Source organism: Micromonospora echinospora (assembly GCF_900091495.1).
Classification (GTDB): Bacteria; Actinomycetota; Actinomycetes; order Mycobacteriales; family Micromonosporaceae; genus Micromonospora; species Micromonospora echinospora.
On record NZ_LT607413.1, the window covers coordinates 1,240,611 to 1,266,816 of the forward strand.

General features: G+C 71.8%; 25 protein-coding genes. 9 read left to right on the forward strand and 16 right to left on the reverse strand.

Going from position 1 to position 26,206, the window contains the following annotated elements; translation table 11 throughout:
• Positions 1-66: 66 nt before the first annotated feature.
• Both GA0070618_RS05485 and GA0070618_RS05490 read right to left on the reverse strand, forming a co-directional pair.
• On the reverse strand, positions 67-510 hold the full coding sequence (locus GA0070618_RS05485) for a hypothetical protein (RefSeq protein ID WP_088980666.1): 444 nt from the start codon (positions 508-510) through the stop codon (positions 67-69).
• 57 nt (positions 511-567) lie between these two features.
• Positions 568-1,557 carry a 4-hydroxy-3-methylbut-2-enyl diphosphate reductase gene (locus tag GA0070618_RS05490; protein ID WP_088980667.1) on the reverse strand — a complete coding sequence of 330 codons (990 nt, stop codon included), beginning with the start codon at positions 1,555-1,557 and terminating at the stop codon, positions 568-570.
• Positions 1,558-1,701: 144 nt separating this feature from the next.
• On the opposite strand from GA0070618_RS05490, the gene xseA reads away from it, so the two are divergent.
• The gene (gene xseA / locus GA0070618_RS05495; protein WP_197701720.1) at positions 1,702-2,952 is read left to right on the forward strand and encodes an exodeoxyribonuclease VII large subunit; all 1,251 of its coding nucleotides are present in this window, start codon (positions 1,702-1,704) and stop codon (positions 2,950-2,952) included.
• A gap of 25 nt (positions 2,953-2,977) precedes the next feature.
• Entirely contained in the window at positions 2,978-3,190 is a 213-nt protein-coding gene (locus tag GA0070618_RS05500) for an exodeoxyribonuclease VII small subunit (protein ID WP_088980669.1), read from the forward strand.
• 49 nt (positions 3,191-3,239) lie between these two features.
• Here GA0070618_RS05500 and GA0070618_RS05505 read toward each other — a convergent pair whose 3' ends face one another.
• On the reverse strand, positions 3,240-4,064 hold the full coding sequence (locus GA0070618_RS05505) for a hypothetical protein (RefSeq protein WP_088980670.1): 825 nt from the start codon (positions 4,062-4,064) through the stop codon (positions 3,240-3,242).
• Positions 4,065-4,170: 106 nt separating this feature from the next.
• Positions 4,171-4,806, reverse strand: a complete 636-nt coding sequence (locus GA0070618_RS05510) for a DUF4245 domain-containing protein (protein ID WP_088980671.1) — start codon at positions 4,804-4,806, stop codon at positions 4,171-4,173.
• Between the two features lie 184 nt (positions 4,807-4,990).
• Here GA0070618_RS05510 and glpX point away from each other — a divergent pair, with 184 nt between their 5' ends.
• Both glpX and GA0070618_RS05520 read left to right on the forward strand, forming a co-directional pair.
• Complete coding sequence (glpX, locus tag GA0070618_RS05515; protein WP_088980672.1) at positions 4,991-6,022, forward strand: class II fructose-bisphosphatase; 1,032 nt, start codon at positions 4,991-4,993, stop codon at positions 6,020-6,022.
• 23 nt (positions 6,023-6,045) lie between these two features.
• A complete protein-coding gene (locus GA0070618_RS05520) occupies positions 6,046-6,987 on the forward strand; it encodes a DMT family transporter (protein WP_088985305.1) in 942 nt (313 codons plus the stop codon).
• 181 nt (positions 6,988-7,168) lie between these two features.
• Here the strand turns inward: GA0070618_RS05520 and GA0070618_RS05525 are convergent, their stop codons facing one another.
• A complete protein-coding gene (locus GA0070618_RS05525) occupies positions 7,169-8,113 on the reverse strand; it encodes an NAD-dependent epimerase/dehydratase family protein (protein WP_088980673.1) in 945 nt (314 codons plus the stop codon).
• 142 nt (positions 8,114-8,255) lie between these two features.
• Here GA0070618_RS05525 and GA0070618_RS05530 point away from each other — a divergent pair, with 142 nt between their 5' ends.
• Positions 8,256-8,942, forward strand: coding sequence for a TetR/AcrR family transcriptional regulator (locus GA0070618_RS05530; RefSeq protein WP_088980674.1), 687 nt, complete (start codon positions 8,256-8,258; stop codon positions 8,940-8,942).
• 14 nt (positions 8,943-8,956) lie between these two features.
• On the opposite strand, the gene GA0070618_RS05535 is transcribed toward GA0070618_RS05530, so the two are convergent.
• The 6 genes from GA0070618_RS05535 to GA0070618_RS05560 form a co-directional block, all read right to left on the reverse strand.
• Positions 8,957-9,925 (reverse strand): NAD(P)/FAD-dependent oxidoreductase, encoded by a 969-nt coding sequence (locus tag GA0070618_RS05535; protein ID WP_088980675.1) that lies wholly within the window; start codon positions 9,923-9,925, stop codon positions 8,957-8,959.
• 96 nt (positions 9,926-10,021) lie between these two features.
• Positions 10,022-10,663 (reverse strand): rhomboid family intramembrane serine protease, encoded by a 642-nt coding sequence (locus tag GA0070618_RS05540; RefSeq protein ID WP_088980676.1) that lies wholly within the window; start codon positions 10,661-10,663, stop codon positions 10,022-10,024.
• A 135-nt stretch (positions 10,664-10,798) separates the two neighbouring features.
• Entirely contained in the window at positions 10,799-11,497 is a 699-nt protein-coding gene (locus GA0070618_RS05545; protein WP_088980677.1) for an aggregation-promoting factor C-terminal-like domain-containing protein, read from the reverse strand.
• A gap of 276 nt (positions 11,498-11,773) precedes the next feature.
• The gene (locus GA0070618_RS05550; RefSeq protein WP_088980678.1) at positions 11,774-13,180 is read right to left on the reverse strand and encodes a PhoH family protein; all 1,407 of its coding nucleotides are present in this window, start codon (positions 13,178-13,180) and stop codon (positions 11,774-11,776) included.
• 460 nt (positions 13,181-13,640) lie between these two features.
• On the reverse strand, positions 13,641-14,081 hold the full coding sequence (locus GA0070618_RS05555) for a hypothetical protein (protein ID WP_088980679.1): 441 nt from the start codon (positions 14,079-14,081) through the stop codon (positions 13,641-13,643).
• A gap of 37 nt (positions 14,082-14,118) precedes the next feature.
• Entirely contained in the window at positions 14,119-14,463 is a 345-nt protein-coding gene (locus tag GA0070618_RS05560) for a hypothetical protein (RefSeq protein ID WP_088985306.1), read from the reverse strand.
• 193 nt (positions 14,464-14,656) lie between these two features.
• Here GA0070618_RS05560 and GA0070618_RS05565 point away from each other — a divergent pair, with 193 nt between their 5' ends.
• From GA0070618_RS05565 to otsB, 3 genes are all read left to right on the forward strand, one after another.
• Positions 14,657-15,163 carry a helix-turn-helix domain-containing protein gene (locus GA0070618_RS05565; protein ID WP_088980680.1) on the forward strand — a complete coding sequence of 169 codons (507 nt, stop codon included), beginning with the start codon at positions 14,657-14,659 and terminating at the stop codon, positions 15,161-15,163.
• Positions 15,164-15,323: 160 nt separating this feature from the next.
• Complete coding sequence (locus GA0070618_RS05570; protein WP_088980681.1) at positions 15,324-15,677, forward strand: hypothetical protein; 354 nt, start codon at positions 15,324-15,326, stop codon at positions 15,675-15,677.
• A 76-nt stretch (positions 15,678-15,753) separates the two neighbouring features.
• A complete protein-coding gene (gene otsB / locus GA0070618_RS05575; RefSeq protein WP_088980682.1) occupies positions 15,754-16,578 on the forward strand; it encodes a trehalose-phosphatase in 825 nt (274 codons plus the stop codon).
• 175 nt (positions 16,579-16,753) lie between these two features.
• Here otsB and GA0070618_RS05580 read toward each other — a convergent pair whose 3' ends face one another.
• From GA0070618_RS05580 to GA0070618_RS05600, 5 genes are all read right to left on the reverse strand, one after another.
• Positions 16,754-20,275 carry a ricin-type beta-trefoil lectin domain protein gene (locus GA0070618_RS05580; protein ID WP_143740239.1) on the reverse strand — a complete coding sequence of 1,174 codons (3,522 nt, stop codon included), beginning with the start codon at positions 20,273-20,275 and terminating at the stop codon, positions 16,754-16,756.
• A gap of 171 nt (positions 20,276-20,446) precedes the next feature.
• On the reverse strand, positions 20,447-21,217 hold the full coding sequence (locus GA0070618_RS05585) for an isoprenyl transferase (RefSeq protein ID WP_088985307.1): 771 nt from the start codon (positions 21,215-21,217) through the stop codon (positions 20,447-20,449).
• 46 nt (positions 21,218-21,263) lie between these two features.
• Positions 21,264-22,391 (reverse strand): geranylgeranyl reductase family protein, encoded by a 1,128-nt coding sequence (locus GA0070618_RS05590; protein WP_088980684.1) that lies wholly within the window; start codon positions 22,389-22,391, stop codon positions 21,264-21,266.
• Positions 22,388-23,248, reverse strand: a complete 861-nt coding sequence (locus GA0070618_RS05595) for a hypothetical protein (protein ID WP_088980685.1) — start codon at positions 23,246-23,248, stop codon at positions 22,388-22,390. The genes GA0070618_RS05590 and GA0070618_RS05595 overlap by 4 nt, the downstream gene beginning before the upstream one ends.
• A gap of 144 nt (positions 23,249-23,392) precedes the next feature.
• Positions 23,393-25,234 (reverse strand): phosphoenolpyruvate carboxykinase (GTP), encoded by a 1,842-nt coding sequence (locus GA0070618_RS05600; protein ID WP_088980686.1) that lies wholly within the window; start codon positions 25,232-25,234, stop codon positions 23,393-23,395.
• Between the two features lie 374 nt (positions 25,235-25,608).
• Between GA0070618_RS05600 and GA0070618_RS05605 the strand changes: the two genes are divergently transcribed.
• Positions 25,609-26,196 (forward strand): GtrA family protein, encoded by a 588-nt coding sequence (locus GA0070618_RS05605; RefSeq protein WP_172900261.1) that lies wholly within the window; start codon positions 25,609-25,611, stop codon positions 26,194-26,196.
• The last annotated feature ends 10 nt before the right edge of the window (positions 26,197-26,206 follow it).

A 26,206-nucleotide genomic window follows, 5' to 3' on the forward strand; every position in this document is an offset into this window, starting at 1 on the left:
TCCCGGTGGCCCACTGACCGACCCTCCCGGTGGCCCGCTGACCGGCCCCAGTGGTCGGCGCGCCGGTCAGGCGGGCGTGGCCCGGTCCACCAGGAACGGAGTGCCCTGCTGGCAGGTGGTCATCAGGTCGGGCTGGACCCGGCCGGTGACGGTGAGCTTGGCACCCGACTTGATCACGTCGCGTGGGCCGCCGACGAGCAGGTACTCGCCGAGCAGCAGACAGCCCGGCTCGACGCCGGAGGTGACGGTTCCGGTGATCGTCGCGCCGCCCGGAGCGGAGGACGCGCCCGGCCCGCCCGGCGGCCACGCGGTGGGCTTGCTCTCGGTCGGCGGTACGCCGGGGGTGGCCGGATCGGCAGTCCCGTCGGTCGGGGTGGTCACCGGCGCTCCCGTCTGACTCGGGCTGGCGGCCGTGCCGCCATCCTGGTTACCGCTGCCGTCCTGGCCGGCACAGGCGCCTAGCGCCAGGCAGGCGACCAGGAGCGGCAGCGCGATCCGATACGTCTTCATACCGCCTCAGACGCACCGGGCGGCGGAATCGTTCCTCCCCGAACCGCCGGGGGACGGTCAGCTCCGGGCAGCGGCGGCGGCCCGCATGTCCCGCTTCAGCTCCTGCGGGAGGGAGAAGGTCAGCCGCTCGTTGGCGGTGACGATCTCCTCCACGTCGGCGAAGCCCCGGACGGCGAGGTGGGCCAGCACCTCCTGCACCAGCTCGTCCGGGACGCTCGCGCCGGAGGTCAGGCCGACCGTACGGGCCCCGGCCAGCCAGGCGTCGTCGATCTCGGAGGCGAAGTCGACCAGGTAGCCGGCGCGGGCCCCCGCGTCCAGCGCGACCTCGACCAGGCGGACCGAGTTCGAGGAGTTGCGCGAGCCGACGACGATCACCACGTCGCACTGCGGCGCGATCTCCTTGACCACCTGCTGCCGGTTGGAGGTGGCGTAGCAGATGTCGTCGCTCGGCGGGGACTGGAGCATCGGCAACCGCTTCTTCAGCCGGGCCACCGTCTCCAGCGTCTCGTCCACCGACAGCGTGGTCTGGGAGAGCCAGACGACCTTCTCGGGGTCACGCACGGTCACCCGGTCGGCGTCCTCGGGGCCGTCCACGAGCTGGATGTGGGCGGGGGCCTCGCCGGTGGTGCCGACGACCTCCTCGTGCCCCTCGTGCCCGATCAGCAGGATGTCGTAGTCCTCGGCGGCGAACCGCTTCGCCTCGTGGTGGACCTTGGTGACCAGGGGGCAGGTCGCGTCGATGGCCCGCAGCGATCGGGCCCGGGCCTGCTCGTGCACCTCGGGGGCCACGCCGTGCGCGGAGAAGATGACGGTCGCGCCCTCGGGGACCTCGTCGTTCTCCTCGACGAAGATCGCGCCCTTGGCCTCCAGCGTCTGCACGACGTGCTTGTTGTGCACGATCTGCTTGCGCACGTAGATCGGGGCACCGTAGAGCGTGAGCGCCTCCTCGACGGTCTGCACCGCGCGGTCGACGCCGGCGCAGTAGCCACGGGGCTTCGCCAGGAGCACGCGCTTGCCGGTCTGGGGAGTCGCCTGAGCCTCGGTCACCCGCCCATCGTACGTGCCGCCGACAGGGGCGCACTTCGTGTGGCACCCGTCGCCACGGCCGGGGAGGCCTGTGGCGGAACGGGCGCGCGGGGCTGCGGGGCGGCGCCGGGTGGGGGTGGTCCGGGTGGGGCTTAGGGTGGGCGGGTGAGTGGTCAGAGTGCCGGAAACGCGGGCGGCGAGGGTGGCGGGGTGCCCCGGAGCACGGCCGAGGAGCCGTGGCCGGTCCGGGTGGTCAGCCAGAAGGTCGGGGCCTGGATCGCCCGGCTCGGCTGGGTCTGGGTCGACGGGCAGGTGGCGCAGATCAGCCGGCGGCCGGGCGCCTCCACGGTCTTCCTCACCCTGCGTGACCCGTCCGCCGACCTGAGCCTCACCGTCACCACCAACCGGGACGTGCTCGACGCGGGCGCGCCGGAGCTGCGCGAGGGCGCCCGGGTGGTGCTGCACGCCAAGCCGGAGTTCTACGCCGCCCGGGGCACGCTCAGCCTCCGCGCCGACGAGATCCGTCAGGTCGGCCTCGGTGAGCTGCTGGCCCGGCTGGAGAAGCTCAAGAAGCTGCTCGCCGCCGAGGGGCTCTTCGACCGGGCCCGCAAGCGCCGGCTGCCGTTCCTGCCCGGCCGGATCGGGCTGATCACCGGCCGGGCCTCCGCCGCTGAGCGGGACGTGCTGACCAACGCCCGCCGCCGCTGGCCGGCGGTCGAGTTCCGCACGGTCAACGTGGCGGTGCAGGGACCGGGCGCGGTGCCGCAGATCGTGGACGCGCTCAAGGTGCTCGACACCGACCCGTCGGTCGACGTGATCGTCATCGCCCGGGGCGGCGGTGGCATCGAGGACCTGCTGCCCTTCTCCGACGAGGCGCTCTGCCGGGCGGTCTTCGCCTGTCGTACGCCGGTGGTCAGCGCGATCGGCCACGAGACCGACACCCCGCTGCTGGACTACGTCGCCGACGTGCGCGCCTCCACCCCGACCGACGCCGCCAAGCGGGTCGTGCCCGACCTCACCGAGGAGGTGCGCCTCATCCGGCAGGCCCGGCACCGGGTGGAACGGGCGGTCCGCAACCTCGTCGACCGGGAGTCGCACCGGCTCGACCTGCTCCGGTCCCGTCCGGTGCTGGCCCGCCCACAGGTCATGGTCGAACAGCGGGCCGCCGACCTGGCCGCGCTGCGCGCCCGGACCGGCCGCTGCCTGGACCACCGGCTCGGCACCGCCGAGAACGACCTGCGGCACACCCTGGCCCGCCTGCGGGCCCTCTCCCCCGCCGCCACCCTGGACCGTGGCTACGCGATCGTGCAGCGCGCCGACGGGCACGTCGTCCGGGCGGCGACCGAGGTAGCCCCCGGGGACCCGCTGCGGGTACGCCTCGCCGCCGGTGAACTCGCCGCGACGGTGGACGACTGAGCCGCGTGTGGTGGGATGGCAGGCGATGACTGCGGAGAAGAACCCCGAGAACCTCAGCTACGAGCAGGCCCGCGCCGAGCTGGCCTCGGTGGTGGAACGGCTGGAGGCCGGCGGTACGTCACTGGAGGAGTCGCTGGCGCTCTGGGAACGGGGCGAGCGGCTCGCCGAGATCTGCCAGCACTGGCTGGACGGCGCACGCGCGCGGATCGACGCCGCCCGCCAGGACGCCGACGCCTGAAACGGGTGCGGGGCGGACCGCGTCCGCCCCGCACCCGTTCGTGGGGTGCCTACTTGAACATCTCGTACACGTCGTCGGACGCCTCGACCACCTGGTCCGCCGGCGGCTTCTGCACCGGGGTGGTCGTGCCGTAGTCGGCGTACGTGACGACCAGGTTCTGCGCCGCGCTGTCCCCGGCGGCCGGCACCTCCAGGCCCAGCTCGACCAGGCGGCCCTGGGCGTCGAGCTTGGCGGTGAACGGCACCGCCGAGGCCTGGCCGGCGAGCGCCTTCACCACGTCGGCGTCGAGCATGTCCGAGTCGGTGGCCTTGGTGGCGTCGATGGTGCCCGCGTAGAGCCCGTCGCCGGTCTTGCGGACCTCGGTGATCGCCTTGGTCAGCGCCTCGCTGCCGGCCGGGTCGACGTCGTCGAAGCTGAACTCCAACTGGTCGATGCCCTTGATCCGGGACCGGTCGAGGTGCTGGTACTTGCCGGAGGTGGCCTGCTTCGGCATGGCGGTGGCCATCGCGCCGCCGAACTGCACCATGACCCAGCTGTCGGTGTCGATGAAGACCAGATGCATCTCCATGGTGAGGTCGGCCGAGGCGGCGTCGCCGCCGGTCATCGACATCTCGGCGCTCTTGGTCGGCGCGTGCACCTTGCCGGCGCCGTTCAGCTCGCCACCGTTGATAGTGAAGCTGAAGTTGCCCTTGCTGATCTCCTTGGTCGAGGCGAGCAGCGCCTCCTTCGCGTCCGAGGGGACCGCCGAGGAGGCCGCGGAACCGCTGGCGGCCGGCTCGGCCGTCGACTCGGTACCGTCGGACTTGCAGGCGGTGAGGCCGGGTACGAGCAGGGAGGCGGCGAGGACGCCGGCGCTCCACCGTCGGATCTTCACGTGGACGTCTCCAGTTGTCGTCCGGCGCGACACCGGCGCCGGAAAGGGGGATACCGGGAAACGGGGGTGCCCGTCCGGGGGTTACTTACCCGGTCCGGCGCGCACCCTACCGTACGGAGTCGGCCAACTCGCGTAGTTCGTTCTCGGTCGCGTCCCCCACGACGATCACCGTCCGTGCGGGTTCCAGCAGCACCAGGGCACGCTCGTTGCCCCGGGCGGTGTAGCGCTGCCAGCTCCGGCCCTCCAGGTCGAGCGCGCCCTGCGGCTGGCTCTGGTCGGTGAGTTCCTGGGGCAGGAGCCGTTCCACCGGCACGTTGCTCTGCACGAGCTGGACGCCGCGTCCCTCCGGCGTCAGGTAGCCCAGGCGCAGGCTCGCCCCCTGCTCGGTCTGCTGGAACCGGGCCGTGATGGTCTGCCAGTCGGAACCGAGACCGGACGGTTCGGCCACCGGGAAGACGTTCGCCGCCCGGGCCTGTTCGACGGCGGGGGCCGGGTCGACGGTGGTCGGCTCCTCGCCGCCGAGGAAACCCCGGTAGAAGGCGAGCAGCAGGGCGATCGGCACGAGCAGCACCAGCAGCGAGATCGCCATGTCCTTCGGGGAACGTCCGGAACGTCCCGCCGGCCCGCCGCCGGGCACCGGCGGTTGCCCCTGCGGTGGGGTCGTCGCCGGCCCGGGCGGGGTCAGCGGCGGCTGGCCGTCCGGCGGGGTCGAATCGGCGGGTACGCGGTCTGCGGTCTCCACCCCTCTATCTTCGCAGCTTCCGGGTCAGCCGGTTCCGGGCCACCACGCCCCCACGACGGCGTTAGGTTGACCACCGTGTGAGGGCGTTTCGCTGGCCATCATGTGAGGATCAGTGACAAAGCCGGCGGCGGCGACGGCCGCATCCCGCCGGTCCACCCCGCACCGTCGCGAGGAGGAAGCCGTCATGACGAACACCAGGACGCGGATCCCCCAGGATCTCGACCGAAATCTCGCCCTCGATCTGGTCCGCGTCACCGAGGCGGCGGCGATGGCCGCCGGGCGGTGGGTCGGACGGGGCGACAAGGAGGGCGGGGACGGGGCAGCCGTCGACGCCATGCGCAAACTGATCAACTCGATCCCGATGCGGGGCGTCGTGGTGATCGGCGAGGGCGAGAAGGACAACGCCCCGATGCTGTTCAACGGCGAGGAGGTCGGTGACGGCAGCGGCCCCGAGGTGGACGTGGCGGTCGACCCGATCGACGGCACCACGCTGATGAGCAAGGGCATGCCGAACGCCCTGGCGGTGCTGGCGGTGGCCGAACGGGGCGCGATGTTCGACCCGAGCGCCGTCTTCTACATGGAGAAGCTCGCCGTCGGGCCGGCGTACGCGGACGTGGTCGACATCGACGCCGGGGTCACCGAGAACCTGCGCCGGATCGCCAAGGTCAAGGGCACCGACGTCTCCGGCGTGACGGTCTGCGTGCTCGACCGCCCGCGCCACGACGACCTGGTCGGCCAGATCCGCCGGACCGGGGCCGGCATCCGGTTCATCTCCGACGGTGACATCGCCGGGGCCATCGCCGCCGCCCGGGGCGAATCCGACGTCGACGTGCTGATGGGCATCGGCGGCACCCCGGAGGGGATCACCGCCGCCTGCGCCCTGAAGTGCATGGGCGGGATGATGCAGGCCAAGCTCTGGCCCCGGGACGACGCCGAGCGGGCCAAGGCCCTCGACGCCGGTCACGACCTCGACCGGGTGCTCACCACCGACGACCTGGTCACCGGGGACAACTGCTTCTTCGTGGCCACCGGCGTCACCTCGGGGGACCTGCTGCGCGGGGTCAGCTACCGGGCCGGTGGGGCGTACACCCAGTCGATCGTGATGCGGTCCAAGAGCGGCACGATCCGGGTGATCGACTCGTACCACCGTCTGGAGAAGCTGGCGCTCTACTCGGCGATCGACTTCGACGGCCGTCCCCTGGCCGAACAGGAGTGACCGCGCCGCCCCGGGCCGACGCGGTGCCGTCGGCGGCGCTGCGGGTCACCGGAGTCGGGCTCGCCGTCCTCTCCGGCCTCGCCGTGGCACTCCAGTCGCGGATCAACGGCGAGCTGGGCGTACGCCTCGGCGACGGCATCGCCGCCGCGGTGGTCTCGTTCGGTCTGGGGCTGCTCGTCCTGCTGGTGCTGGTCCCCGTCGTCCCGGCCGGGCGGCGGGGACTGCGCCGGTTGCGGAGCGCCCTCGCCGCCGGGACCCTGCGCCCGTGGCAGTGCCTCGGCGGGGTCTGCGGCGCCCTGCTGGTCGCCACGCAGGGGCTCACCATCGGCACGCTCGGCGTGGCGGTCTTCACCGTCGCGGTGGTGGCCGGCCAGACCGGCAGCAGCCTCGCCGTGGACCGGGCCGGTCTCGGTCCGACCGGCCGCCAACCGGTCACGGCCAACCGGCTGGCCGGAGCGGCGCTGACCGTGGTGGCGGTGCTCATCGCCGTCGGCGACCGGCTGGGCGACCCGGGCACGCTGGCCCTGGCTCTGCTGCCCCTGCTCGGCGGGATCGCCATCGCCTGGCAGCAGGCGGTCAACGGCCAGGTACGCGCGGCCTCGGGCAGCGCGTTGACCGCCACGCTGGTCAACTTCGCGGTCGGGACGCTGGCGCTGCTCGTGACGCTCGCCGTCGACCTGCTGGTCCGCGGTCTGCCGACCGGCGGGTTCCCGTCCGAACCCTGGTTCTACCTCGGCGGTCCGATCGGCATCCTGTTCATCGCGCTCGCGGCGGCGGTCGTCCGGTTCACCGGGGTGCTCCTGCTCGGACTGGCGACCATCGCCGGCCAGATCGTCGGGGCGGTGCTGTTGGACGTGCTGCTGCCCACGGCGGCCTCGCACCCCGGGCCGGCCACCCTGCTCGGGGCCGCCCTCACCCTGGTCGCCGTGCTGATCGCCGCGCTCGGCCCACCGGTACGCCGCTGAGACGGTGGCGGGTACCCGTACGCCGCCGAACTGCTCGCGGGCACGCCGCGCACCGCTGCGGTGGTAGCAGGGGACCCCTGTTACCGCTTTTTGCCGAGCAGGGGACCCCTGCAACCACCCAACGCCAGCCGCAACCACCCACAACCCGGGTGTGTGGACATCGGGGAGCGGAGAGCCCGCCTCAGCGGACGGGGGTGGGCGGGCCGGCGGCGGCCAGCGCAGGCAGGCTGTCGGTCAGTGCCTCGTCGAGCGGGGTGCAGGTCAGCCCGAACGTCCCGGTGACGGCGGTCGAGTCGAGCACGAATGGCCGGTAGAACTGGTAGGCGATCTCCCGGATCTCCCGGATCTCCCGGCTGACCAGGCCACCGAGGGTGAGCACCGGTGCGGGCAGCCGGGTGATCCGGGGCGGTCGGGCACCCGCCAGGGCCGCCGCCCGCGCGGCGAGACCGCGTACCGAGATCGGTGGCGGGCTCGGCGCGTGCCAGGCCCGGCCCCAGGCCCGCTCGTCGGTGGCGACCGTGACGAGGGTACGGGCCATGTCGCCGACGTACGTCCAACTGTGCGGGGCGTCCGGGTCGGCCGGTACGGCGATCCGCCGGCCGGTCGCCGCTCGCGGCAGCACGAGCGTGGTGGCGGCGGAGTGCGCGCCGGCCCCGAGGTAATCCGAGCCACGCACCTCGGTGGCCCGGATCCGTCCGGCCCGGTGTGCGGCCAGCGCCTCGGTCCACATCCGCGCGCGTACCGACCCCTTGACGCTGTTCGGCCGCAGCGGCGTCTGTTCGGTCATCGGCCCGGTGACCGGACCGTACCCGTAGAGGTTGCCGGCGATGACCAGCACCGCGCGGGTGTGCTCGGCGGCCGCCAGCAACGCCGCCGCGATCGGGGGCCAGTCGGTCGGCCAGCGGTGGTACGCCGGGTTGGCACAGTTGTAGAGGGCGACCGCTCCCTGCGTCAGGGCGGTCAGCCGGTCGACGTCGGCGGCGTCGGCGGCGATCCGTTCGACGGCCGGGTGCTCCGGTCCCCGGCCGCGTCGGCTGACCAGGCGCACCCGGCATCCCTGGTCGGCGAGGAGCCGGGCGGTGGCGAGACCGACCGGCCCGGCACCAACGATCACATGAGTGGACACAGGCGGCCACCTTTCGCAACAGCGCTTCACTCAGAGAGCACCGCTCTCATTGGGCCTTCCCATCCTGCGCCCGACCAGCGCACTCCGTCAAGAGCAGTGCTCTTTGTTTTGGATGCCGCTCTCGCCATGGCAGAGTGGACCCATGCCCGCACCCTCCATCCGCGCCCGGGTACGTGCCGAGATGATCGCCGAAATCAAGGCCGTCGCCCGTCGACATCTCGCCACCGACGGCGCCAACCTGTCGCTGCGCGCGGTGGCCCGGGAGATGGGCATGGTCTCCTCGGCGGTCTACCGCTACTTCCCCAGCCGGGACGAGCTGCTCACCGCGCTGATCATCGAGGCGTACGACGCGCTGGGCGCGGCGGTGGAGGCGGCCGACACGGACCACGACCCGGCCGACCTCCGCGGACGCTGGACGGCCTGCTGCCGGGCGGCCCGGCACTGGGCGCTGGCCCACCCGGCCGAGTACGCGCTGCTCTACGGCAGCCCGGTGCCCGGGTACTCCGCCCCCGCCGACACCGTCGGACCGGCCCAGCGCCCGCCGGCCGCCCTGGTCGGCATTCTGCACGACGGGCTCGCCAGCGGACGGCTGAGCGCACCTCCGGACGAACTGCCCGAGCCGCTGCGAACCGACCTCGCCGAGGTCGGCGCGGCCCTGCAGACCAGGATGCCGGAGGCGCTGCTGGCCCGGGGCATGGCCGGCTGGACCCAGCTCTTCGGGCTGATCAGCTTCGAGATCTTCGGCCGGATCAACAACGCCCTGCCCCACCGGGACGACTACTTCGACCACCAGATCACCCTGATGGCCGACCTGATCGGCCTCCCCTGACCAGGGGTGGAGCGTCAGGTGCCGTCGGAGGAGTGACCGGGGAAGAGGTGCGCCGCCGGGTCGATCGCCACCGCCGCGTTGTTCACCGCCGTGGCCGCCTCGCCGAAGCCGGTGGCGATCAGCCGGACCTTGCCGGGGTACTCGGTGATGTCCCCGGCGGCGTAGACCCGGGGCAGGTTGGTGGCCATCGCGCTGTCGACCACGATGTGCCGCCGGTCCAGCCGCAACCCCCAGTCGACGAGGGGCCCCAGGTCGGCGGTGAAGCCGAGCGCGGCGATCACCGCGTCCGCCGGCATGGTCTCGGCGACCCCGCCGCGCACGGCGACGTCAACGCCGGTCACCACGGTGTCCCCGTGCAGCTTGGTGACTTCGGCGTTGACCACGATCCGGACCGGCAGTTCACGGACCCGGGCCACGGTGGCGGCATGCGCGCGGAACCGCTCCCGCCGGTGCACCAGGGTCACCGAACGGGCCAGCGGGGCCAGCGCTGCCGCCCAGTCGAAGGCGGAGTCACCGCCACCGACGATGAGCACGTCCCGGCCGGCCAGGTCGGTCGGTTGCGGAACGAAGTAGACCAGCCCGGTGCCGACGAAGCCCACGGCGGCCGGGAGCGGACGCGGGGTGAAGCTGCCCAGCCCACCGGTGATGATCACCGCGCCGCAGTGCAGCCGTTCGCCGCCGACGAGGGTGAGCACGGGCTTGCCGTCCTGGTGTTCCAGGTGCTCGGCACGGACGCCGAGCAGGTACTCGGGTGTCGCGGTGGCCGCTTGCGCGACCAGGTTGGCGACCAGGTCCCGCCCCTTGATCGCGGGAAACCCGGCGATGTCGTAGATCATCTTCTCCGGATACATCGCCGCGATCTGCCCGCCCGGCTCGGGCAGGGCGTCGACGACGGCCACCGACAGTCCCCGGAACCCGGCGTAGTAGGCGGCGAAGAGGCCGGACGGACCGGCCCCGATTATGGCGACATCGACCTCTCGCATCCGCGTACCGTCACTCTCCGCCCGGGGATCAACACATGCCGATTCAGACGGTAGGGGCGACGGTTGCGCTGAGCAAGCACCTCCCGTACGGAACGTTCACGAGGTGGTGAGCGGATATCCCGCGTCGACCCCGGGCCGACGGCGGAAGAGCACTGCGGCGAGCACTCCGCCGACCAACCCGAACAGGTGCCCCTGCCAGGAGATTCGCTCGTCGGTGGGGAGGATGCCGACCAACTGCCAGCCGTAGAGGAGGCCGACCAGGAGCACGACGGCGAAGTTCCACCATGTGCGCTCCACCACACCCCGGGTGAGCAACAGGCCGAGGTACCCGAAGATCACTCCGCTGGCGCCGACCACGATCGAGTTGGGCGATCCGGTGAACCAGACGCCCAGACCGCTGACCAGGATGATCACCAGTGTCGACCAGAGGAAGCGGCGGACCCCGGCGGCGAGCACGAAGGTGCCGAGCAGGATCAGCGGGATGCTGTTGCTGTAGAGGTGGTCGAAGCCGTGGTGGAGGAAGGGCGAGAAGAAGACGCCGTCCAGCCCGTCGATGCGCTTGGGGATGATCCCGGCGGCCGGGTCGAAGCCGGCGCCCAGCCAGACATCCAGCGCCTCGACGAGGAAGAGCACCGGTACCACCGCGCACATGGCGACGAAGGCCCGGCCCAGCGAGGCGTAGAACGCCTCACTGCCGAACCGGTTGGGGTCGCCCGACGAGCCGCCGTCGAAAGTCACCCACAAGTAGCTATCAGCTCTGACGGCGGACCGCCACCCACACCTGCCCGTCGGGCTGCGGATTCACCCTCCGCGCAGACGACGGCGGGGATGGGTGACAGCGCCACCCATCCCCGCCGGATCAGTTCCGGGCGATCAGTACCAGCCGGTGTCCTGGGAGTGCGCCCAGGCCTTGCACGGGGTGCCGTACCGGCCCTTGATGTAGCCGAGGCCCCACTCGATCTGGGTGGCCGGGTTGGTCCGCCAGTCGTCGCCGACCGAGCCCATCTTGCTGCCCGGCAGCGCCTGCGGGATCCCGTACGCGCCGGAGGAGGGATTCTCGGCCTTGTGGTTCCAGCCGCTCTCCTTCTTCCAGAGCCGGTCCAGGCAGGGCATCTGGTCGATGCCGAACCCGGAGTTGAGCAGCATGGCGCAGCCGGTCTTCCGGTTCCCGCTGTACTCGTTGCACGAGGCCGGGATCGGGCCGTCGTACGGTTTGGAGGCAGCCTTCTCCGCCGCCTCCTTGGCGGCCTCCTCGGCCTCCGCCTTGGCCTTCGCCTCGGCCTCGCGCTTCTTGCGGGCCGCACGCTCGGCGGCGGCCTTACGGGCGGCCATCTCGGCGGCGGCCTCGGCCCGCTGCGCGTGCAGCAGTTCGGTCTGGTACCTGGCGGACTCGACGACGTGCTCGGTCTGCACGTACCGCGACTGCTCAATCTCGACCTGGCCGACCTGCGCGGTCGGGTCCGATGGCCGGGTCTGGCGGTCTTCGCCCAAGTAGAAGCCGCCGGCGACGCCCACGGAGAGCAACGCGACGGCGGCGGTTCGGGCACCCAACCGGCTCCACAGCCGACTCACGAAGAGGTCCCTTCATCGGGGGCAAGGACACGGCGCGGCCGATCCCGGTCAGCACCGGGCGGACCCGCGCCGTGAGCGCCCCGACCGTGCCGGTCACCGCCGGCACCGTGGGCCGGTGACTCCCGGCCCCTGTGACGAATGACCACCAACGATCTTTCTGGTGCGCGGGCGCTCGTGGGACACCATCGCGCACCATGGGACCGTTGGGAAACCACACGCCGCAAATGTGACCTGCGCCACTATGCAAATAGTGGTAAAAACGGGCCTAAGCGACAGTCAGAGCGGGATGTCCTCCAGGAGATCGGTCACCATCGCCGCGATCGGCGACCGTTCCGAACGGCTGAGCGTGACGTGCGCGAAGAGGGGATGCCCCTTCAGGGCCTCGATGACGGCGGTCACCCCGTCGTGCCGCCCCACCCGGAGGTTGTCCCGCTGGGCGACGTCGTGGGTGAGCACCACCCGGGAGCCCTGGCCGATCCGGGACAGGACGGTGAGCAGCACCCCCCGCTCCAGCGACTGCGCCTCGTCCACGATGACGAACGCGTCGTGCAGGCTCCGACCCCGGATGTGGGTCAGCGGCAGCACCTCCAACATGCCCCGGGAGGTGACCTCCTCCAGCACGTTCTCGTGCACCACGGCGCCCAGGGTGTCGAAGACCGCCTGGGCCCAGGGCGACATCTTCTCCGCCTCCGAGCCGGGCAGATAGCCCAGTTCCTGGCCGCCCACGGCGTAGAGCGGACGGAAGACGACCACCTTCCGGTGCCGGCGGCGTTCCATCACCGCCTCCAGGCCGGCGCAGAGCGCCAGGGCGGACTTCCCGGTGCCCGCCCGACCGCCGAGCGAGACGATCCCCACCGACTCGTCGAGCAGCAGGTCCAGGGCGATCCGCTGCTCCGCCGAACGCCCGCGCAGGCCGAACGCCTCCCGGTCGCCCCGGACCAGCCGGACGGTCTTGTCCGGCTGGACCCGCGCCAGGGCCGAGCCGTTGCCCGAGTGCAGCACCAGGCCGGTGTGGCAGGGCAGCCCGGCCGCGCCGTCCAGGTCGAGCGTCTCGCCGCCGTACAGCTGACCGACCTGTTCCTCGGCGACCTCCAGCTCGGCCATGCCCGTCCAGGTCGGATCGCTCGCCTGGCCGTGCCGGTACTCGTCGGCGCGCAGCCCGACGGCGGCGGCCTTGACCCGCAGCGGCATGTCCTTGCTGACCAGCGTCACCCGCCGCCCCTCGGCGGCCAGGTTGAGCGCCACGGCGAGGATCCGGGCGTCGTTGGACTCGGTGCGGAACCCGGGCGGAAGCACCCGGTCGTCGGTGTGGTTCAACTCCACCCGCAGCGTGCCGCCCTCGTCGTTGGCGGTCACCGGATGGTCCAGCCGGCCGTGGGTGATCCGCAGTTCGTCGAGCATGCGGAGCGACTGCCGGGCGAACCAGCCGAGTTCCGGATGGTGTCGCTTGCCCTCCAACTCGGAGATCACCACGAGGGGGAGGACCACCTCGTGCTCGGCGAACCGGTGGAACGCCGCAGGGTCCGAGAGCAGAACCGAGGTGTCCAGGACGAAGACCTCTGGTCGGGGCTCCCCGGGCTCGGCGGGCGCCGTCGCCGCACGGCGGCTCCGGGACGTCCGGCGGGTGGTCGTGGTCGCGGCCGGGGTCTGATCGCCACCGGCGGGGGTACGACGAGTCGTCACAGGCCTGCTCCGACGGATGGGCACCCGCCACCCGCGTTCCGCCTCCTCCGGTGCCCGGGGACACGGGGTCGGATGCGGGCCCCGTGCGCGAGGTCGCAGATCCGGGCTGGCCGGCTGGCCCGGGAGAACCCCGCGCCATGACTAGACGCTAGCGTCGCCGCGCCCGTTCCGGCTAGAGGCGAAGATGGATCTCAATCGAGCAGTGCACGAACATCCTGTTCGACCGGTATGTCGACGGCGTCGACGGCCACCGGAGCGGCCTCGGCGGGAGACCGGGGAAGACCCCGTGGCACCCACCCCGGGACGGGCTGTGGGCACGCGCCTCCGGGGACGCCGGCCGGGATGTGTGCCCCCTGCGCGCACCCCGGCCGGCCCCGGTCCCGCGCCCCGGGGACGGGACGCGGGTCCACGACGCGTCGCGGGCGACGCGCCGGGTCCGCCGGGCGGCGGTCTCGTCGGCTCAGCCGTGCCGGCCGGCCAGCGTCCCGGTCGGGTACCGTCCGCCGACGGTCACGGTCGACTGGCCCGCGCCGACGGTCACGGTGGATCGGCCGACGCCGACCGCCACGCCCGGCTGACGTCCTCGGGGGTGCGGCTCGGCCGCGACCCCCCGGGTGGTTCCGCCCGCCGCGAACGCCGAGCCGGTGTACGTGGTGCCCGTCCGGGTGACCGGCACACCGGCCCGGACGGCGGGACCGGACGGGACGGCCAGTGCCGAGGCGAGGGCCACCTGCGCCTCCCGGCGCCTGCGGTTCCACGCGCCCCGGTCCCCGTCGAAGTAGCCCTGGCGGTAGCCGAACCGGTACCCGATCCGGTAACTGAGCTGGCCGTGCAGCCGTCCGGCCGCGTAGCTGGTCGAACCGAGCAGCAGGACCAGGAAGACCGCGAAGAAGGGGCTCATCCGGCGGCTCCGGCGTCACTCGGGCCGGGGCGGGACGTCATCGCTCCTCCGGTCCGGGCCGGGTGGGATCGGCGACGAGCAGCCGGTCCAGGTCGTCGGTGCCGACCTCCTCGACCAGTTCGACGCTGATCCGGCAGCCGTCGAGGAGGACCTCCGCCACCGAGGTGCGCCGGATCTCGCCTCCGGCGTCGTAGACCCGGACGCTCAACTCCGGGCAGCCGAGGTGCGCACGCCAGGCGTCCCACTCGACGCGATCGGCCACGTTCAGCGAGACGTGCCGGCTCCCTCGGGCGAGGTAGAGGCGCCACGGGGCACTCAGACCCGCGGCCACTCCCTCCGCCACCAGGCCGAACGCCTGGGCACGGGTTGCGAGTTCAGTCACCACACCTCCCTCGTACCTGGTGCGCGGCCCCTCCGGGACAGGCCATCCCGGGCACGCCGCACACCGCAAATTGTCCCATGGGCGTGACAGTAGCAGCTCCCGGTGCTTTTGGGACCACACTCGGTGATCGATCGTTCGCCCACGTCGGAGCACCTGGGAGCACCCCGCTCGACAGCTGTCGAATGCGAAGAGGATGTCACATACACGTGACAAGAGCGCGTCTCACGACGACGCGGCAGACGGCCGGTCGTACCGTCGTCGGGTGACCCACGCCCATGCGCGCAAGATCGAATTCGCCGACTTCGTGCGTCGGGCGCTCGACGACGCGCGGACGGCCCGGGCCTGGAGCGGCACCGAGGTGTCCCGCCGGACGGGCGTCTCCCGGCAGACCATCAACCGGTGGGTCCGGGGCGACTGGAGCAGTGACCCCGAGGCCGCACGGGTGGTCTCCTTCTGCGAGGGGCTCGGGCTGGACCCGGCGGGGGCCTTCGCCGCCCTCGGCTGGGACCGGACCGGCCCGGCCCGTCGCCGGCCGGAGACCCCGCCGATGGACCCGGACGTCGAGGCGCTGCTACGCCGCCTGGTCGATCCCGGCGTCTCGGATCTTGAGAAGTTCCACATCCGAGAAACCGTTCGATACCTCGCTTATCGCCCCATACTTCCCAACAACACCCGCGATCCGGACAAACAAGCCGGCTAGTTCCTCAGATGGCGAAAAGAACCCGGACCGGGAAATCCCCGTTCCGCACCGGACGACGGGTTCGCGCGCTAGCGTCCCCCTAACTGCTTGGGCTCGTCGTCGGCGGGGGGACGGGACAAGGCCGAACCCAGCCCTGCGGGACAGAAGGAGGGGTCTGTCCATGACCCTGAAGTGGTTGGCAGTCCTGGTCGCGACCGTGTCCGTGACACTGTCCGTGACCGGCAACGTGGTGGTCGGCGCGATCGACGGCGGGCAGCTTCCCCTGGTCGTCAACCTGTTCGCGCTGACCACGGCCGGCACGGCGGTCGTGCTGGCGGTCCTCGCCGAGCTCTACGACCGGCTCAACGACCGGCTCACCGCGCTCACCGAGTTCCTGGTGGCCCGGCTCAACGACATCGAGGCGCACACCGGGGACCGGAACGCCGGTTTCGTCGAGGGCTACCTGCTCAGCCACGAGCGGGAGGCCACGGTGGTGCCGTTCGGGCGGCGCGGACGCGGGGCCGCCGAACGCTGAGGACCGCGGGCCGGCGTTCCGGGAGAGCTTCTCGCGACCACGAATGTCCGGCCCTTCGAGGGGTACGCTGACGCGCGTGCCGCCGTTGAATCTGGGCAACCAGGAGCCGAAGAGCCCGCTCGACGCCGCCCACGCGTGGGCCGCGACCGCCGAGCGGGCGGGAGAGTACGTCCTCTTCTTCGACTTCGACGGCACACTCGCCCCGGTCGACGACGACCCCAACGCGGTCAAGCCCGCCCCGAAGGTCCTCGCCGCGCTCGAGGCGCTCGCCCCCGTCGTACGGCGGGTCGCGATCGTCTCCGCCCGCCCGGTCGAGTTCCTGCGTGACCACTTCGGCGGGCTCGTCGGCATCGACCTCTACGGCCTCTACGGGCTGGAGCACAGCCACTCCGGGGGCGAGACCGTCACCGAGCCGGCCGCCCTGCCCTGGGTGCCCACCATGGCCGAACTGGCCGACCTGGCCCGCGCCGAACTTCCCCCGGGCACCCTGGTCGAGTTCAAGCGGCTCTCCGTCGCCCTGCACTACCGCACCGCGCCGCACCTGGCCGAGGCGGTGGAGAGCTGGGGCCGGGCCCAGGCCGACCGGCTGGGGCTGCGGGTGCAGGCCGGTCGGATGGTGCTGGAGCTCAAGCCCCCGGTCGACCGGGACAAGGGCATGGTGATCGACGAGGCGGTCCGCTCCGCCGCCGGGGCCTGGTACTTCGGCGACGACGTCTCCGACATCAAGGCGTTCACCGCGCTGCGCGCCCGGGCCGCCGCCGATCCCGAGTTCGTCGGGGTCTGCGTCGCGGTGGCCAACCCGGAGACCGGGCAGGAGGTCGCCCGGGCCGCCGACCTGACCATCGACTCCCCGTCCGCCCTCGGCGACTTCCTCAGCGACGCCGCCGCCCGGCTGCGCTGACCGGTCCGGCCCGCCGGGCGGTCGGTCCGCCTACTACGGCCAGGACGCCGAGAAGGGGACCGGTCCAGCTCGCCCGGGCGGTCGCCATCGGCGCTTCCGCGCGGCCGGACCGGACGCGAGGGGATCCCCCGCCCGGGGTGGGCGGAGGATCCCGGTCAGCAGATCCCGGCGACGGTCACGCCGGCAGGGTCCACTTCTGGTTCGCGCCGCCGTTGCAGGTCCACAGGTGCACGATGGCGCCGTCGGGGGCGACCGTCAGGCACTTGCCGGACTGCGGGTTGCGCAGGGTGCCGTCACCGTGGGCCACCCACTGCTGGGAGCCGAGGCCGTGGCAGCGCCAGAGGATGATCTGGTTGCCGTCCGCCGATCCGCCGCTGTGCACGTCCAGGCACTTGCCCATGGACATGACGCTGCGGTTGGGCATCAGCGCCCAGCCCTGCGGGTCGGACGCGTCGCAGGTCGAGACCTCGATCTGCGCGCCGTCGTTGAACGGCGACCGGATGTCCAGGCACTTCCCGCTCTGAGCGGTGACCGCGCCGATCCGGGCGGTGTCGCCGGTCGGCCCGTTCTTGGCCACCGCCTCGGCGATCCGGATGCCCTGCATCAGCTCGTCCACCGCCGGGATGCCCTCGGGCACGGGCGGCTCGTCGAGCAGCCGCTCACTGGCCGCCTCCAGCCGCTGCCGGAGCTGCGTGGACCGGTAGTCCAGCGCCCAGTTCAGGCACCGCTCGACCGGGTCCCACCGCTCCGCCGACGTGCAGGGCAGCACGTGCTCGTTCTGGCCGGTGCGCGGGTTCGGCTCCGTCCCGCTCGGCGGCTTCACCTCGCACCGGTCGTTGACGATCCTCGCGCAGTAGTTGGCGAGCGCCTGCCGGAAGCCGTCGCTGACCCGCTTCGCGGGCGTGATGCCACCGGAGAGGCCCTCCCGACCGTTGACCACGTTGGCCTCCAACTGCCCCTGGTCGAACGGGATCCGGGACTGGCCGAGCAGGTGGATGCCGATGGTCTGGTCGTGCTCCAGCGAACGGGCGAAACCGAGCTTGGTGTACGACTGAAGCAGCAGCGCCGTCCGGGTGAGCTGAGTGTTCAACCGGTGGAGGTCGGTACCCGGCTTGTCCAGGTCCCGGACGATCTCGTAGTAGTACTGCCCGGCCTGGCCGTAGAGCCAGTCCCGCACCCGGGTCTTGAGCGTCGCCTCGCCCGGCGCGGTGCCCTGTACCGTCTCGAAGTCCGGCTTGACCGTGCCCCACTTCTCCGACATGCCCTGCCAGGCGGCACGGATCCAGCCCTGCCGGGGGTCGTTCGGCGGGTAGTACTGCTGCATCTTGCCGTACGGGTAGACCTTGCTCCACTCATGGACGGTGAGCCACTGCCCGTCCCAGTTCTGCCGCACCTGGAAGGTGATCTGGAGGTCGGCGTACACCGCGTACGGCTTGTCCCCATCCGGGTCCGGCGGCTCGGACATGTTGACCCAGGAGGCCTGGTAACAGGTCTGCGCCGGGGTGTTCGGGCGGCCGTAGTCGGCGAGCCACATCTCCTTGAGGCCCTTGCTGACCACGTTGGTCGGCCGGCTCGGCTTGAAGGTGGCCGTCCCGGCGCACGGCGAGATGGTCGTCGGCTCGGCCGTGCTGGCCCCCTCGACGTCCTGGTTGGGCAGGCCGAACATGGTGTAGCCCAGCCGGTCCTGCTGGATGGCGTTCCGCTTCTCCTGCAGCTTGCCGACCAGCTCGAAGCCGGTGGCGCGATAGCTGTCGAGCAGCTTGACGTAGACCGGGCCCAACTGCTCCGGCTTGTCCCAGCCCTGCGGCTGGCTGAACCGCCGGACCGCGGTCTGGATCGCCTGACCGGCGGCGAGGATCTCGCCGGTGGTCAGGTTCACCTGCGCCGCGAACTGGGGGTTCTGCGCCACCATGTGCTTGTAGCCCTCGGCGGCCAGCATCCAGTGCTCCACCGCCGGCACGGCCGGCGCCTGCACCGGCACGCCGTTGCTGGTGCCCGGCGGCAGGTTCAGGTTCCGCTCCGCGTAGTCGGTCAGGTAGCGGATCGAGCCCTGGTAGCCGAAGGCGCCGAGGTTGTTCTCCGGGTTCGGGTCACCGAGGCCGGCGGTGAACGGCGCGGCCTTGCTCTGCAGACTCGCCGCCGTGTTCAGCGCCTCCACCGTCGCTTTGTACTCCTCCCAGGTCAGCGGGGTCTCCGGGTAGCGGGCCGCGTGGCTGACCCGCTGGTTGATCAGCCCCTTGAGCTGGGTGACCTGGGTCTCCTGGAGGGACCGCATGATCGAGCTGCCCCAGAAGTCCACCCGCTCGGTCACCAGGGCGAGCTGCCTGACGACCTGCACCAGCTGCTCCTGGGTCAGCCACACCTCGGTGAGCAGCCGGTTGAACTGCTGGTCCATCTGGTCGAACATCTGCACCAGGGCCAGCTCGATCCGGTCGAACCGGGTGTTCATCTCCGCGCGGAACTCGCCGAGCTCCGCCCGGAGCTCCTTCAGTTCGGTGAGGATCTGTTCGTCGACGGTCGGACCGGTGCCGCCGAAGAGCGGCACCAGCGACTGGATCGCGCCGAGCACCGCGCCGGCCATGCCGATCCCGCTCGCCGAGAAGAGCGCGGCCTTCAGGCCGTTGGCGGCCAGCGTCGGGAGCCAGTCGCTGACCGCGGTGGCGATCTGGATGGCGGCCCGGCCGGTGCCGGTCACGATGGCACCGACCTTCTTGTCGGCAACGCCGATCAGCTTGCCCAGCAGGTCGACCGCGCCGGCGGCACCTTCCAGCCACTTCCGGCGCTCCTCGGCCTTCGCCTTGGCCTGGTCGATCTCGGCCTGGGTCGCCGGTCGCCCGTCCACCGGCAGGGTGGCGTTCGCCGCCTCGATGTCCCGGTTGGCGGCCTCGGTCTGCCCGTTGATCTCGTTGATCAGGGCGGCGATCTGCCGGTTGCCCTCGTCGATGTAGTTCTGGACGTTCTGGGTGTGCTGGAGCAACGCGTCGACGTTGACGTACGTCGCGATCAGCGGGTCTGCCATCAGCTGTTCCTGGGTGGCGTTCGCGACGATGTTGTACTTCGCGCCGAAGTAGCCGTTCCAGGCCTCGGTGAAGGCCGGGTCGATCGCGCCCCGGCCGGCCACCTCACCCCAGATCCTGTTCTGGTGCTCGAAGACCTGGCTGATCACGGAGTTGTGCCGCTGCGCGGCGTGGATGTCGTCCAGCGTCTCGCCGAGCGCCTTGATCTCCTTGCCGAGCGTCGACTCGGCCAGTTCCTTGAAGATCGGCGCGGCCACCGCGCCGGACGGGTGCAGCGCGGACAGTTCCAGCAGCTTCACCATGAACTGGTACGTCGGCCGGGCCAGGTCCTCCGCGCCGAGCTGGCTGGTGTACCACTGGTTCATCGACGCGGTGTACTGCACCAGTTGCTGCGACGTGGCCTGCGGGTTGCGCTGCCGGTGGCCGACCATCGCCGCGCTGAGGAACATCTGCCGCAGTCCCTCGTGCCCGGTCGCCCGGGACCGCATGTACGCCGCGAACAGTCCCCGACGCTGGGTGTCCTCGTCGATGACGACCACCCCGCCCGACGCGTACGCCGACGGCGACACCACGACGTTGCCCACGGCGGCAACCAGCGCGACCGCCGCCACGGCACAGAGCCGCCCCCATCGACCGGCGAACCCGCGTCGCCGTCTCGCTGTCGATCCTCTGTGGATCATTACCTCTCCTCCCGGTGCCGCCCACGGTCGGACGGCACGGGGAGGTTCGCCGGAGGATCGTCCCAGCCGGAAGGGACAGGTGTCCCGGGCAGCCGGGCACGTCGGAACGCCGACAGTTCCCCGGTGCGGTTTGTTGACAGTTGTCCTACGACAACGGCTCGGGTCGGACGGTCAGATGCCGTACCGGCGTTGCCGACTGGCGTACGAGCGCAGTGCCCGAAGGAAGTCCACGCGGCGGAAGTCGGGCCAGTTCAACTCGCAGAAGTAGAACTCCGAGTGCGCCGACTGCCAGAGCATGAAACCGGAGAGGCGCTGCTCCCCGCTGGTGCGGATGACCAGGTCCGGATCGGGCTGGCCCCGGGTGTAGAGGTGTTCGGCGATGTGCTCGACGTCCAGCACCTCGGCGAGTTCCTCCAGGGTGCCACCGGTGGCGGCGTGCTCCAGCAGCAGCGAGCGGACCGCGTCGGTGATCTCGCGCCGGCCACCGTACCCGACCGCGATGTTGACCTGGGCGCCGCCGCTGCGCTCCCGGGTGCGTTCCTCGGCGGCCTTCAGGGCGGCGGCGGTCTGCGCGGGGAGCAGGTCGAGCGCGCCGACCATGCGCAACCGCCACGGGTTGCCCTCCTCGGCCAACTCGACCACCAGATCCTCGATGATCTGCAACAGCGGGTCGAGTTCCCGGGCCGGGCGGCGCAGGTTGTCGGTGGCGAGCAGGTAGAGGGTGACGTGCCCGATGCCGGCCTGGTCACACCAGCCGAGCACGTCCTTGATCTTGGCTGCGCCGACCCGGTGCCCGTCGTTGGGATCGACGAAACCCATCTCCTTGGCCCACCTGCGGTTACCGTCGCACATCACGCCGACGTGCCGGGGCACCGGCTTGCCCGCGAGCTTCGCCGTCAGTCGACGCTCGTACACCGAATAGAGCAGGTTCCGCAGAGTCATCACCATGCAGCGTAGCGACCCGGACCGGGAAGGGGTACGTCCCACCTCAAACCCGCCCGGACAGTCCCCAGCCGATCATCGCCAGGGTTCGCGCGTCCAACCGACCGTCACCGAGCCCCAACTCCGCCACCGTGCGGAAGACCCGGTCGTCGTGGCGGGCCGCCCGGACGGCCCCGTCCACCACCCGCCGCCGCCGGGCGAGCCAGGCCGCCGCGGAACTGTGCCGCAGGTGGGTGCCGAGACGGCGGCGCAGGTCGGCGGCGTACCGGTCGGCGGCCCGGTCCGGGCTGCGGGCCGCCGACGCGCCGGCCAGCGCGCCGGAGAGCACCGCGTAGAAGATCCCCTCCCCGGTGAACGGGTTGATCAGCGAGAGCGCGTCGCCGGCCAACGTGACCCGGCCCCGCCCGGGGGACGGTCGGTAGGTGGACAGCGGCAGGTGGTGGGCGCGCAGGTCGGCCACCGTGGCCAGGTCGGTGCCGGGCAGCAGCGCGGCGAGACGGTCGAGCAGGTGCGTCCGGCTCAGCGGCTCGCCGCGCAGCACCTCCCCGTACCCGACGTTCGCGCGACCGTCGCCGATCGGGAACGACCAGGCGTACGCCGGCCAGCGCGCGGCCGAGGTGACGATGAGCTGCTCCGGCGGACCGGAGCGGGCCGTGGCGTACCCCCGGATGGCGAGCGCGAGATGGCGTTCCGGGTTGATCGGGTGACCGAGGAGCCGGCGCACCACCGAACCGGCCCCGTCCGCGCCGACCACCGCCCGGGCGGCGAACACGTCGTCCAGCAGCACCCGGTCGTCCCGCTCGACGACCCGGCGCACGGTGTGCCGCCGCAGCTCCGCGCCGGCCGCCACGGCCGCCGCGACCAGCCGGGCGTCGAACACCGTCCGGGGCACCGTGTACGCCGGCCGGGGCAGCGTCCGGGCCACCGTGTCGCCGCCCGGGGCGACCAGTCGCAACGCGGACAGCGGCGGGTACCCGGCCACCGCGTCGGTGACCCCGAGCCGGGCGAGCACGTCCAGCGCATGCGCGGCGACACCGTCCCCGCACGCCTTGTCCCGGGGGAAGTCGGCCCGGTCCAGCAGCAGCACCCGGGCCCCGGCCCGACGGGCGGCCAGCGCGGCGGCGGCCCCCGCCGGCCCCGCCCCCACCACGGCGACGTCGTACGCCTCGCTCATGCGGCGTCACCTCCAGGTCCGACCCGACCGCTCCGCCACAGACCGTAGAGGGCCAGACCACCGGCGGTCACCAGCGGCGCGCCGTCCCGGACCAGACCGTCGGCCCCGAGCAGCCACCAGCACAGCGGCAGGTCGACGGCGAGCACGACGAGGGTGACCGCCACCAGCAGTCCGCGCGCCCAGCGTCTGCCCCGCAACAGGAAGAAGGTGCAGAACAGCACCGCGTAGCTGGTGGCGAGGGCGAAGCCGAACCAGAAGAGCACGGCCGGCCCGGCGGCGAGCCGGCCGTCCAGGATCGTGCCGGCCGCGACCAGAGCGGGGACGAGCATCAGCGGGGCGTACGTGAACGCGGCGACCCGGGTGGTGAGCAGCCAGCCGGCGACCGCCGGACGACGCGGCGGCGTCTCCCGCCAGGAGATGCCCTGCCGGTCGATGACCAGACGCCCCCGGTGCCGGGTCAGGTGCCCGGCGACCGCCGGGGAGCGGTACAACAGCCAGAGCACGGCCAGGCAGAGCGCCAGGAGCAGGACAAACCCGAGGATTCCGGGCAGCGGGGGCACTCCCTGCCGGGGCACGATCAGCCGTCCGACCGCGAAGACGGTGGTGACGACGAGGATCAGCCCGAGCGGCCGGGCCAGCGTCCGGCCCCGGCGCACGTGCCCGATCAGCAGCACGAAGCCGAACGCCCGCAGCAGCGCCCAACCGGTCCGGACGGCCAGGCCGAAGCCCTGCTCCGGGGCGTACCACCAGTTGAGCAGGTCGACCGCGACGGTGGCCGCCGCGGTCACGGCGAGTAGGGCGGTGAGCGCGCGGACGGCGGACGGCCGCCGGACCTCGGTCGCGGCGGCCGTCCTCATGACTGCTGATGATGCCCCCGGCGGTCCACCCGCACACCTGTCCGGGACGGGCGGGTGCCCGGCTCGGACTCTTGGTAGCAGGGGACCCCTGCTCGGCCCGAGGCGGTAACCGGGGTCCCCTGCTACCACCTCGGGCGCGCGGGACTACCGTCCGGGGGTGGCGTCCAGTCGGGCGCGCAGGGCGTCCAGCTCGGACCAGAGCACGCCGGGCAGCTTGTCACCGAACTTCTCGAACCACTCGTTGATCAGCGGCAGCTCGGCCCGCCACTCCTCCGGGTCGACCTTCAGCGCGATCCGGACGTCCTCCGGGGTCATGTCGAGGCCGTCGACGTCCAGCGCGTCCTGGGCCGGGACCATGCCGATCGGGGTCTCGACCGCCTCGGCCCGCCCCTCGATCCGCTCGACGATCCACTTGAGCACCCGGGCGTTCTCGCCGAAGCCGGGCCAGAGGAAGTTGCCGTCGGCGTCCTTGCGGAACCAGTTGACGTAGTAGACCTGCGGCAGCTTGGAGGCGTCGCCGTCGGCGCCCTTGCCCATCTCGATCCAGTGCCGGAAGTAGTCACCGGCGTGGTACCCGATGAAGGGCAGCATGGCCATCGGGTCGCGGCGCACCACACCGACCGCGCCGGACGCGGCGGCGGTGGTCTCCGAGGAGAGCGTGGCGCCCAGGTAGACGCCGTGCACCCAGTCGCGGGCCTCGGTGACCAGCGGGACGGTGTCCTTGCGCCGACCGCCGAACAGGATCGCGTCGATCGGCACGCCGTTCGGGTCGTAGTAGTCCTCGGCGAGGATCGGGCACTGCGTGATCGGGGTGCAGAACCGGCTGTTCGGGTGGGAGGAAGGGGTGTCGCTCTGCGGCGTCCAGTCGTTGCCCTTCCAGTCGGTGAGGTGGGCCGGCGGCTCGCCCATCCCCTCCCACCAGATGTCCCCGTCGTCGGTGAGCGCGACGTTGGTGAAGACGGAGTTGCCCCGGTCCAGCGTGCGCATCGCGTTGGCGTTGGTCTTCCAGTCGGTGCCGGGCGCGACACCGAACAGGCCGTACTCGGGGTTGACCGCGTAGAGGCGACCGTCCGGGCCGAACCGCATCCAGGCGATGTCGTCACCGATGGTCTCGACCTTCCAGCCCGGGATGGTCGGCTCCAGCATGGCCAGGTTGGTCTTGCCGCAGGCGGACGGGAACGCGCCGGCGATGTGGTAGACCTTCCCCTCCGGGGAAGTGATCTTGAGGATCAGCATGTGCTCGGCGAGCCAGCCCTCGTCCCGCCCCATCACGCTGGCGATCCGCAGCGAGTAGCACTTCTTGCCGAGCAGCGAGTTGCCGCCGTAGCCGGAGCCGAAGGACCAGATTTCCCGCGTCTCCGGGAAGTGCGAGATGTACTTGGTCTCGTTGCACGGCCACGGGACGTCCTGCTGGCCCGGTTCGAGCGGCGCGCCGATCGAGTGCAGCGCGTGCACGAAGTCGGCATCGTCCCCCATCGCCTCGAGGATCTTCGCGCCCATCCGGGTCATGATGCGCATCGAGGCGACCACGTAGGGGCTGTCCGTGATCTCCACGCCGAACATGGGGTTCTCGGCCTCGACCGGGCCCATGCAGAACGGGATGACGTACATCGTCCGGCCGCGCATGCACCCGCGGTAGAGGTCGGTCATCACCCGCTTCATCTCGGCCGGCGCCATCCAGTTGTTGGTGGGGCCGGCGTCCGCCTCGTCGACGGAGCAGATGAAGGTGCGCTCCTCGACCCGGGCGACGTCGCCCGGGTCGGTACGCGCGTAGAAGGAGTTCGGTTTCTTCTCCGGGTTGAGGCGGATCAGCGTGCCCGCCTCGACCAGTTCGTCGGTGAGGCGACGCCACTCCTCGTCGGAACCGTCCACCCAGACCACCCGGTCGGGAGTGGTCAGTTCCGCGACTTCTCGGACCCAGGCGAGCAGCTTGGCGTGGGACGTCGGGGCCTGATCGATACCCCGAACAGCAGCCGGAGCAACCATGACACATCTCCTTGTGGTCGACGCTGACCGATCTATGGGATGCACGAGTCGTGGCGGGCGGGAACCGCGTCGCCTTCGTGGAAACCTGGGATTCCGCTCAGCGTAAACCGGGCGGCCCCAGGCGTCAGTGGGACTGGTTGTGAAGAACTGCACAAAGTACGGCTAACCTGCGGCTTCACGAGCTGATACCCGCTTTCCCGCTCAGTTTCACGCACATTCCCCTGTTGACCTTCAATGCGCCGCAGGAAGTGGAACCCGGCCGGGCGCGGGCCGCACGGACCCGGCACCACACCACCTCCGCCGACCACCGCTTCCCACGGCACCGCCGACATCACCCTCTGTCATCGTCGGGAGGCGTTTACCCGCTGTCGACGTTGCTACCCGTCCGGGAAGCGGTCAGCCGGTACGCTTCCCCCGTGGCTGCGACCGTGACCGGGGACCAACCGGGTACCCCGCATACGCGCCCGGGTCTGCTCCGGTCGCTGTTCGACCGGTTCGGTCACCTCCTGCGCGAGTTGAGCAAGTTCGCCACGGTGGGCGGGATCGCCTTCCTCATCGACTTCGCCCTGTTCAACTTCTTCACCACGGGCCGTGGCATCGAGCCGGTCACCGCGAAGACGATCTCCACGGTCATCGCGGCCACGGTCGCCTTCCTCGGCAACCGGTTCTGGACCTGGCGGCACCGGGAGCGCTCCAACCCGGTCCGCGAGTACGCCCTGTTCTTCTTCTTCAACGGGGTGGGGCTGGGGATCGCGGTTGCCTGCCTCGCCATCAGCCGTTACGGGCTGGGCAGCATCTGGCCGGAGGTCTTCCAGACCACGCTGGCCGACAACATCGCCAGCTTCATCGTCGGCACGGGCCTCGGCACGCTGTTCCGGTTCTGGTCGTACCGACGGTTCGTCTTCGTCGAAGCGGGAACCCGACGGGTTCCGCGAGGACCCGACCCAGAATCCCAGGCGTGACCTGGGGCCC

Bases quoted from the DNA above. Each gene is read 5' to 3' on its own strand.
- GA0070618_RS05485 (WP_088980666.1), bottom strand. From the start codon at position 510: ATGAAGACGTATCGGATCGCGCTGCCGCTCCTGGTCGCCTGCCTGGCG.
- GA0070618_RS05500 (WP_088980669.1), top strand. From the start codon at position 2,978: ATGACTGCGGAGAAGAACCCCGAGAACCTCAGCTACGAGCAGGCCCGC.
- glpX (WP_088980672.1), top strand. From the start codon at position 4,991: ATGACGAACACCAGGACGCGGATCCCCCAGGATCTCGACCGAAATCTC.
- GA0070618_RS05530 (WP_088980674.1), top strand. From the start codon at position 8,256: ATGCCCGCACCCTCCATCCGCGCCCGGGTACGTGCCGAGATGATCGCC.
- GA0070618_RS05535 (WP_088980675.1), bottom strand. From the start codon at position 9,925: ATGCGAGAGGTCGATGTCGCCATAATCGGGGCCGGTCCGTCCGGCCTC.
- GA0070618_RS05555 (WP_088980679.1), bottom strand. From the start codon at position 14,081: ATGAGCCCCTTCTTCGCGGTCTTCCTGGTCCTGCTGCTCGGTTCGACC.
- GA0070618_RS05565 (WP_088980680.1), top strand. From the start codon at position 14,657: ATGTCACATACACGTGACAAGAGCGCGTCTCACGACGACGCGGCAGAC.
- GA0070618_RS05570 (WP_088980681.1), top strand. From the start codon at position 15,324: ATGACCCTGAAGTGGTTGGCAGTCCTGGTCGCGACCGTGTCCGTGACA.
- GA0070618_RS05580 (WP_143740239.1), bottom strand. From the start codon at position 20,275: ATGATCCACAGAGGATCGACAGCGAGACGGCGACGCGGGTTCGCCGGT.
- GA0070618_RS05585 (WP_088985307.1), bottom strand. From the start codon at position 21,217: ATGACTCTGCGGAACCTGCTCTATTCGGTGTACGAGCGTCGACTGACG.
- GA0070618_RS05590 (WP_088980684.1), bottom strand. From the start codon at position 22,391: ATGAGCGAGGCGTACGACGTCGCCGTGGTGGGGGCGGGGCCGGCGGGG.
- GA0070618_RS05595 (WP_088980685.1), bottom strand. From the start codon at position 23,248: ATGAGGACGGCCGCCGCGACCGAGGTCCGGCGGCCGTCCGCCGTCCGC.
- GA0070618_RS05600 (WP_088980686.1), bottom strand. From the start codon at position 25,234: ATGGTTGCTCCGGCTGCTGTTCGGGGTATCGATCAGGCCCCGACGTCC.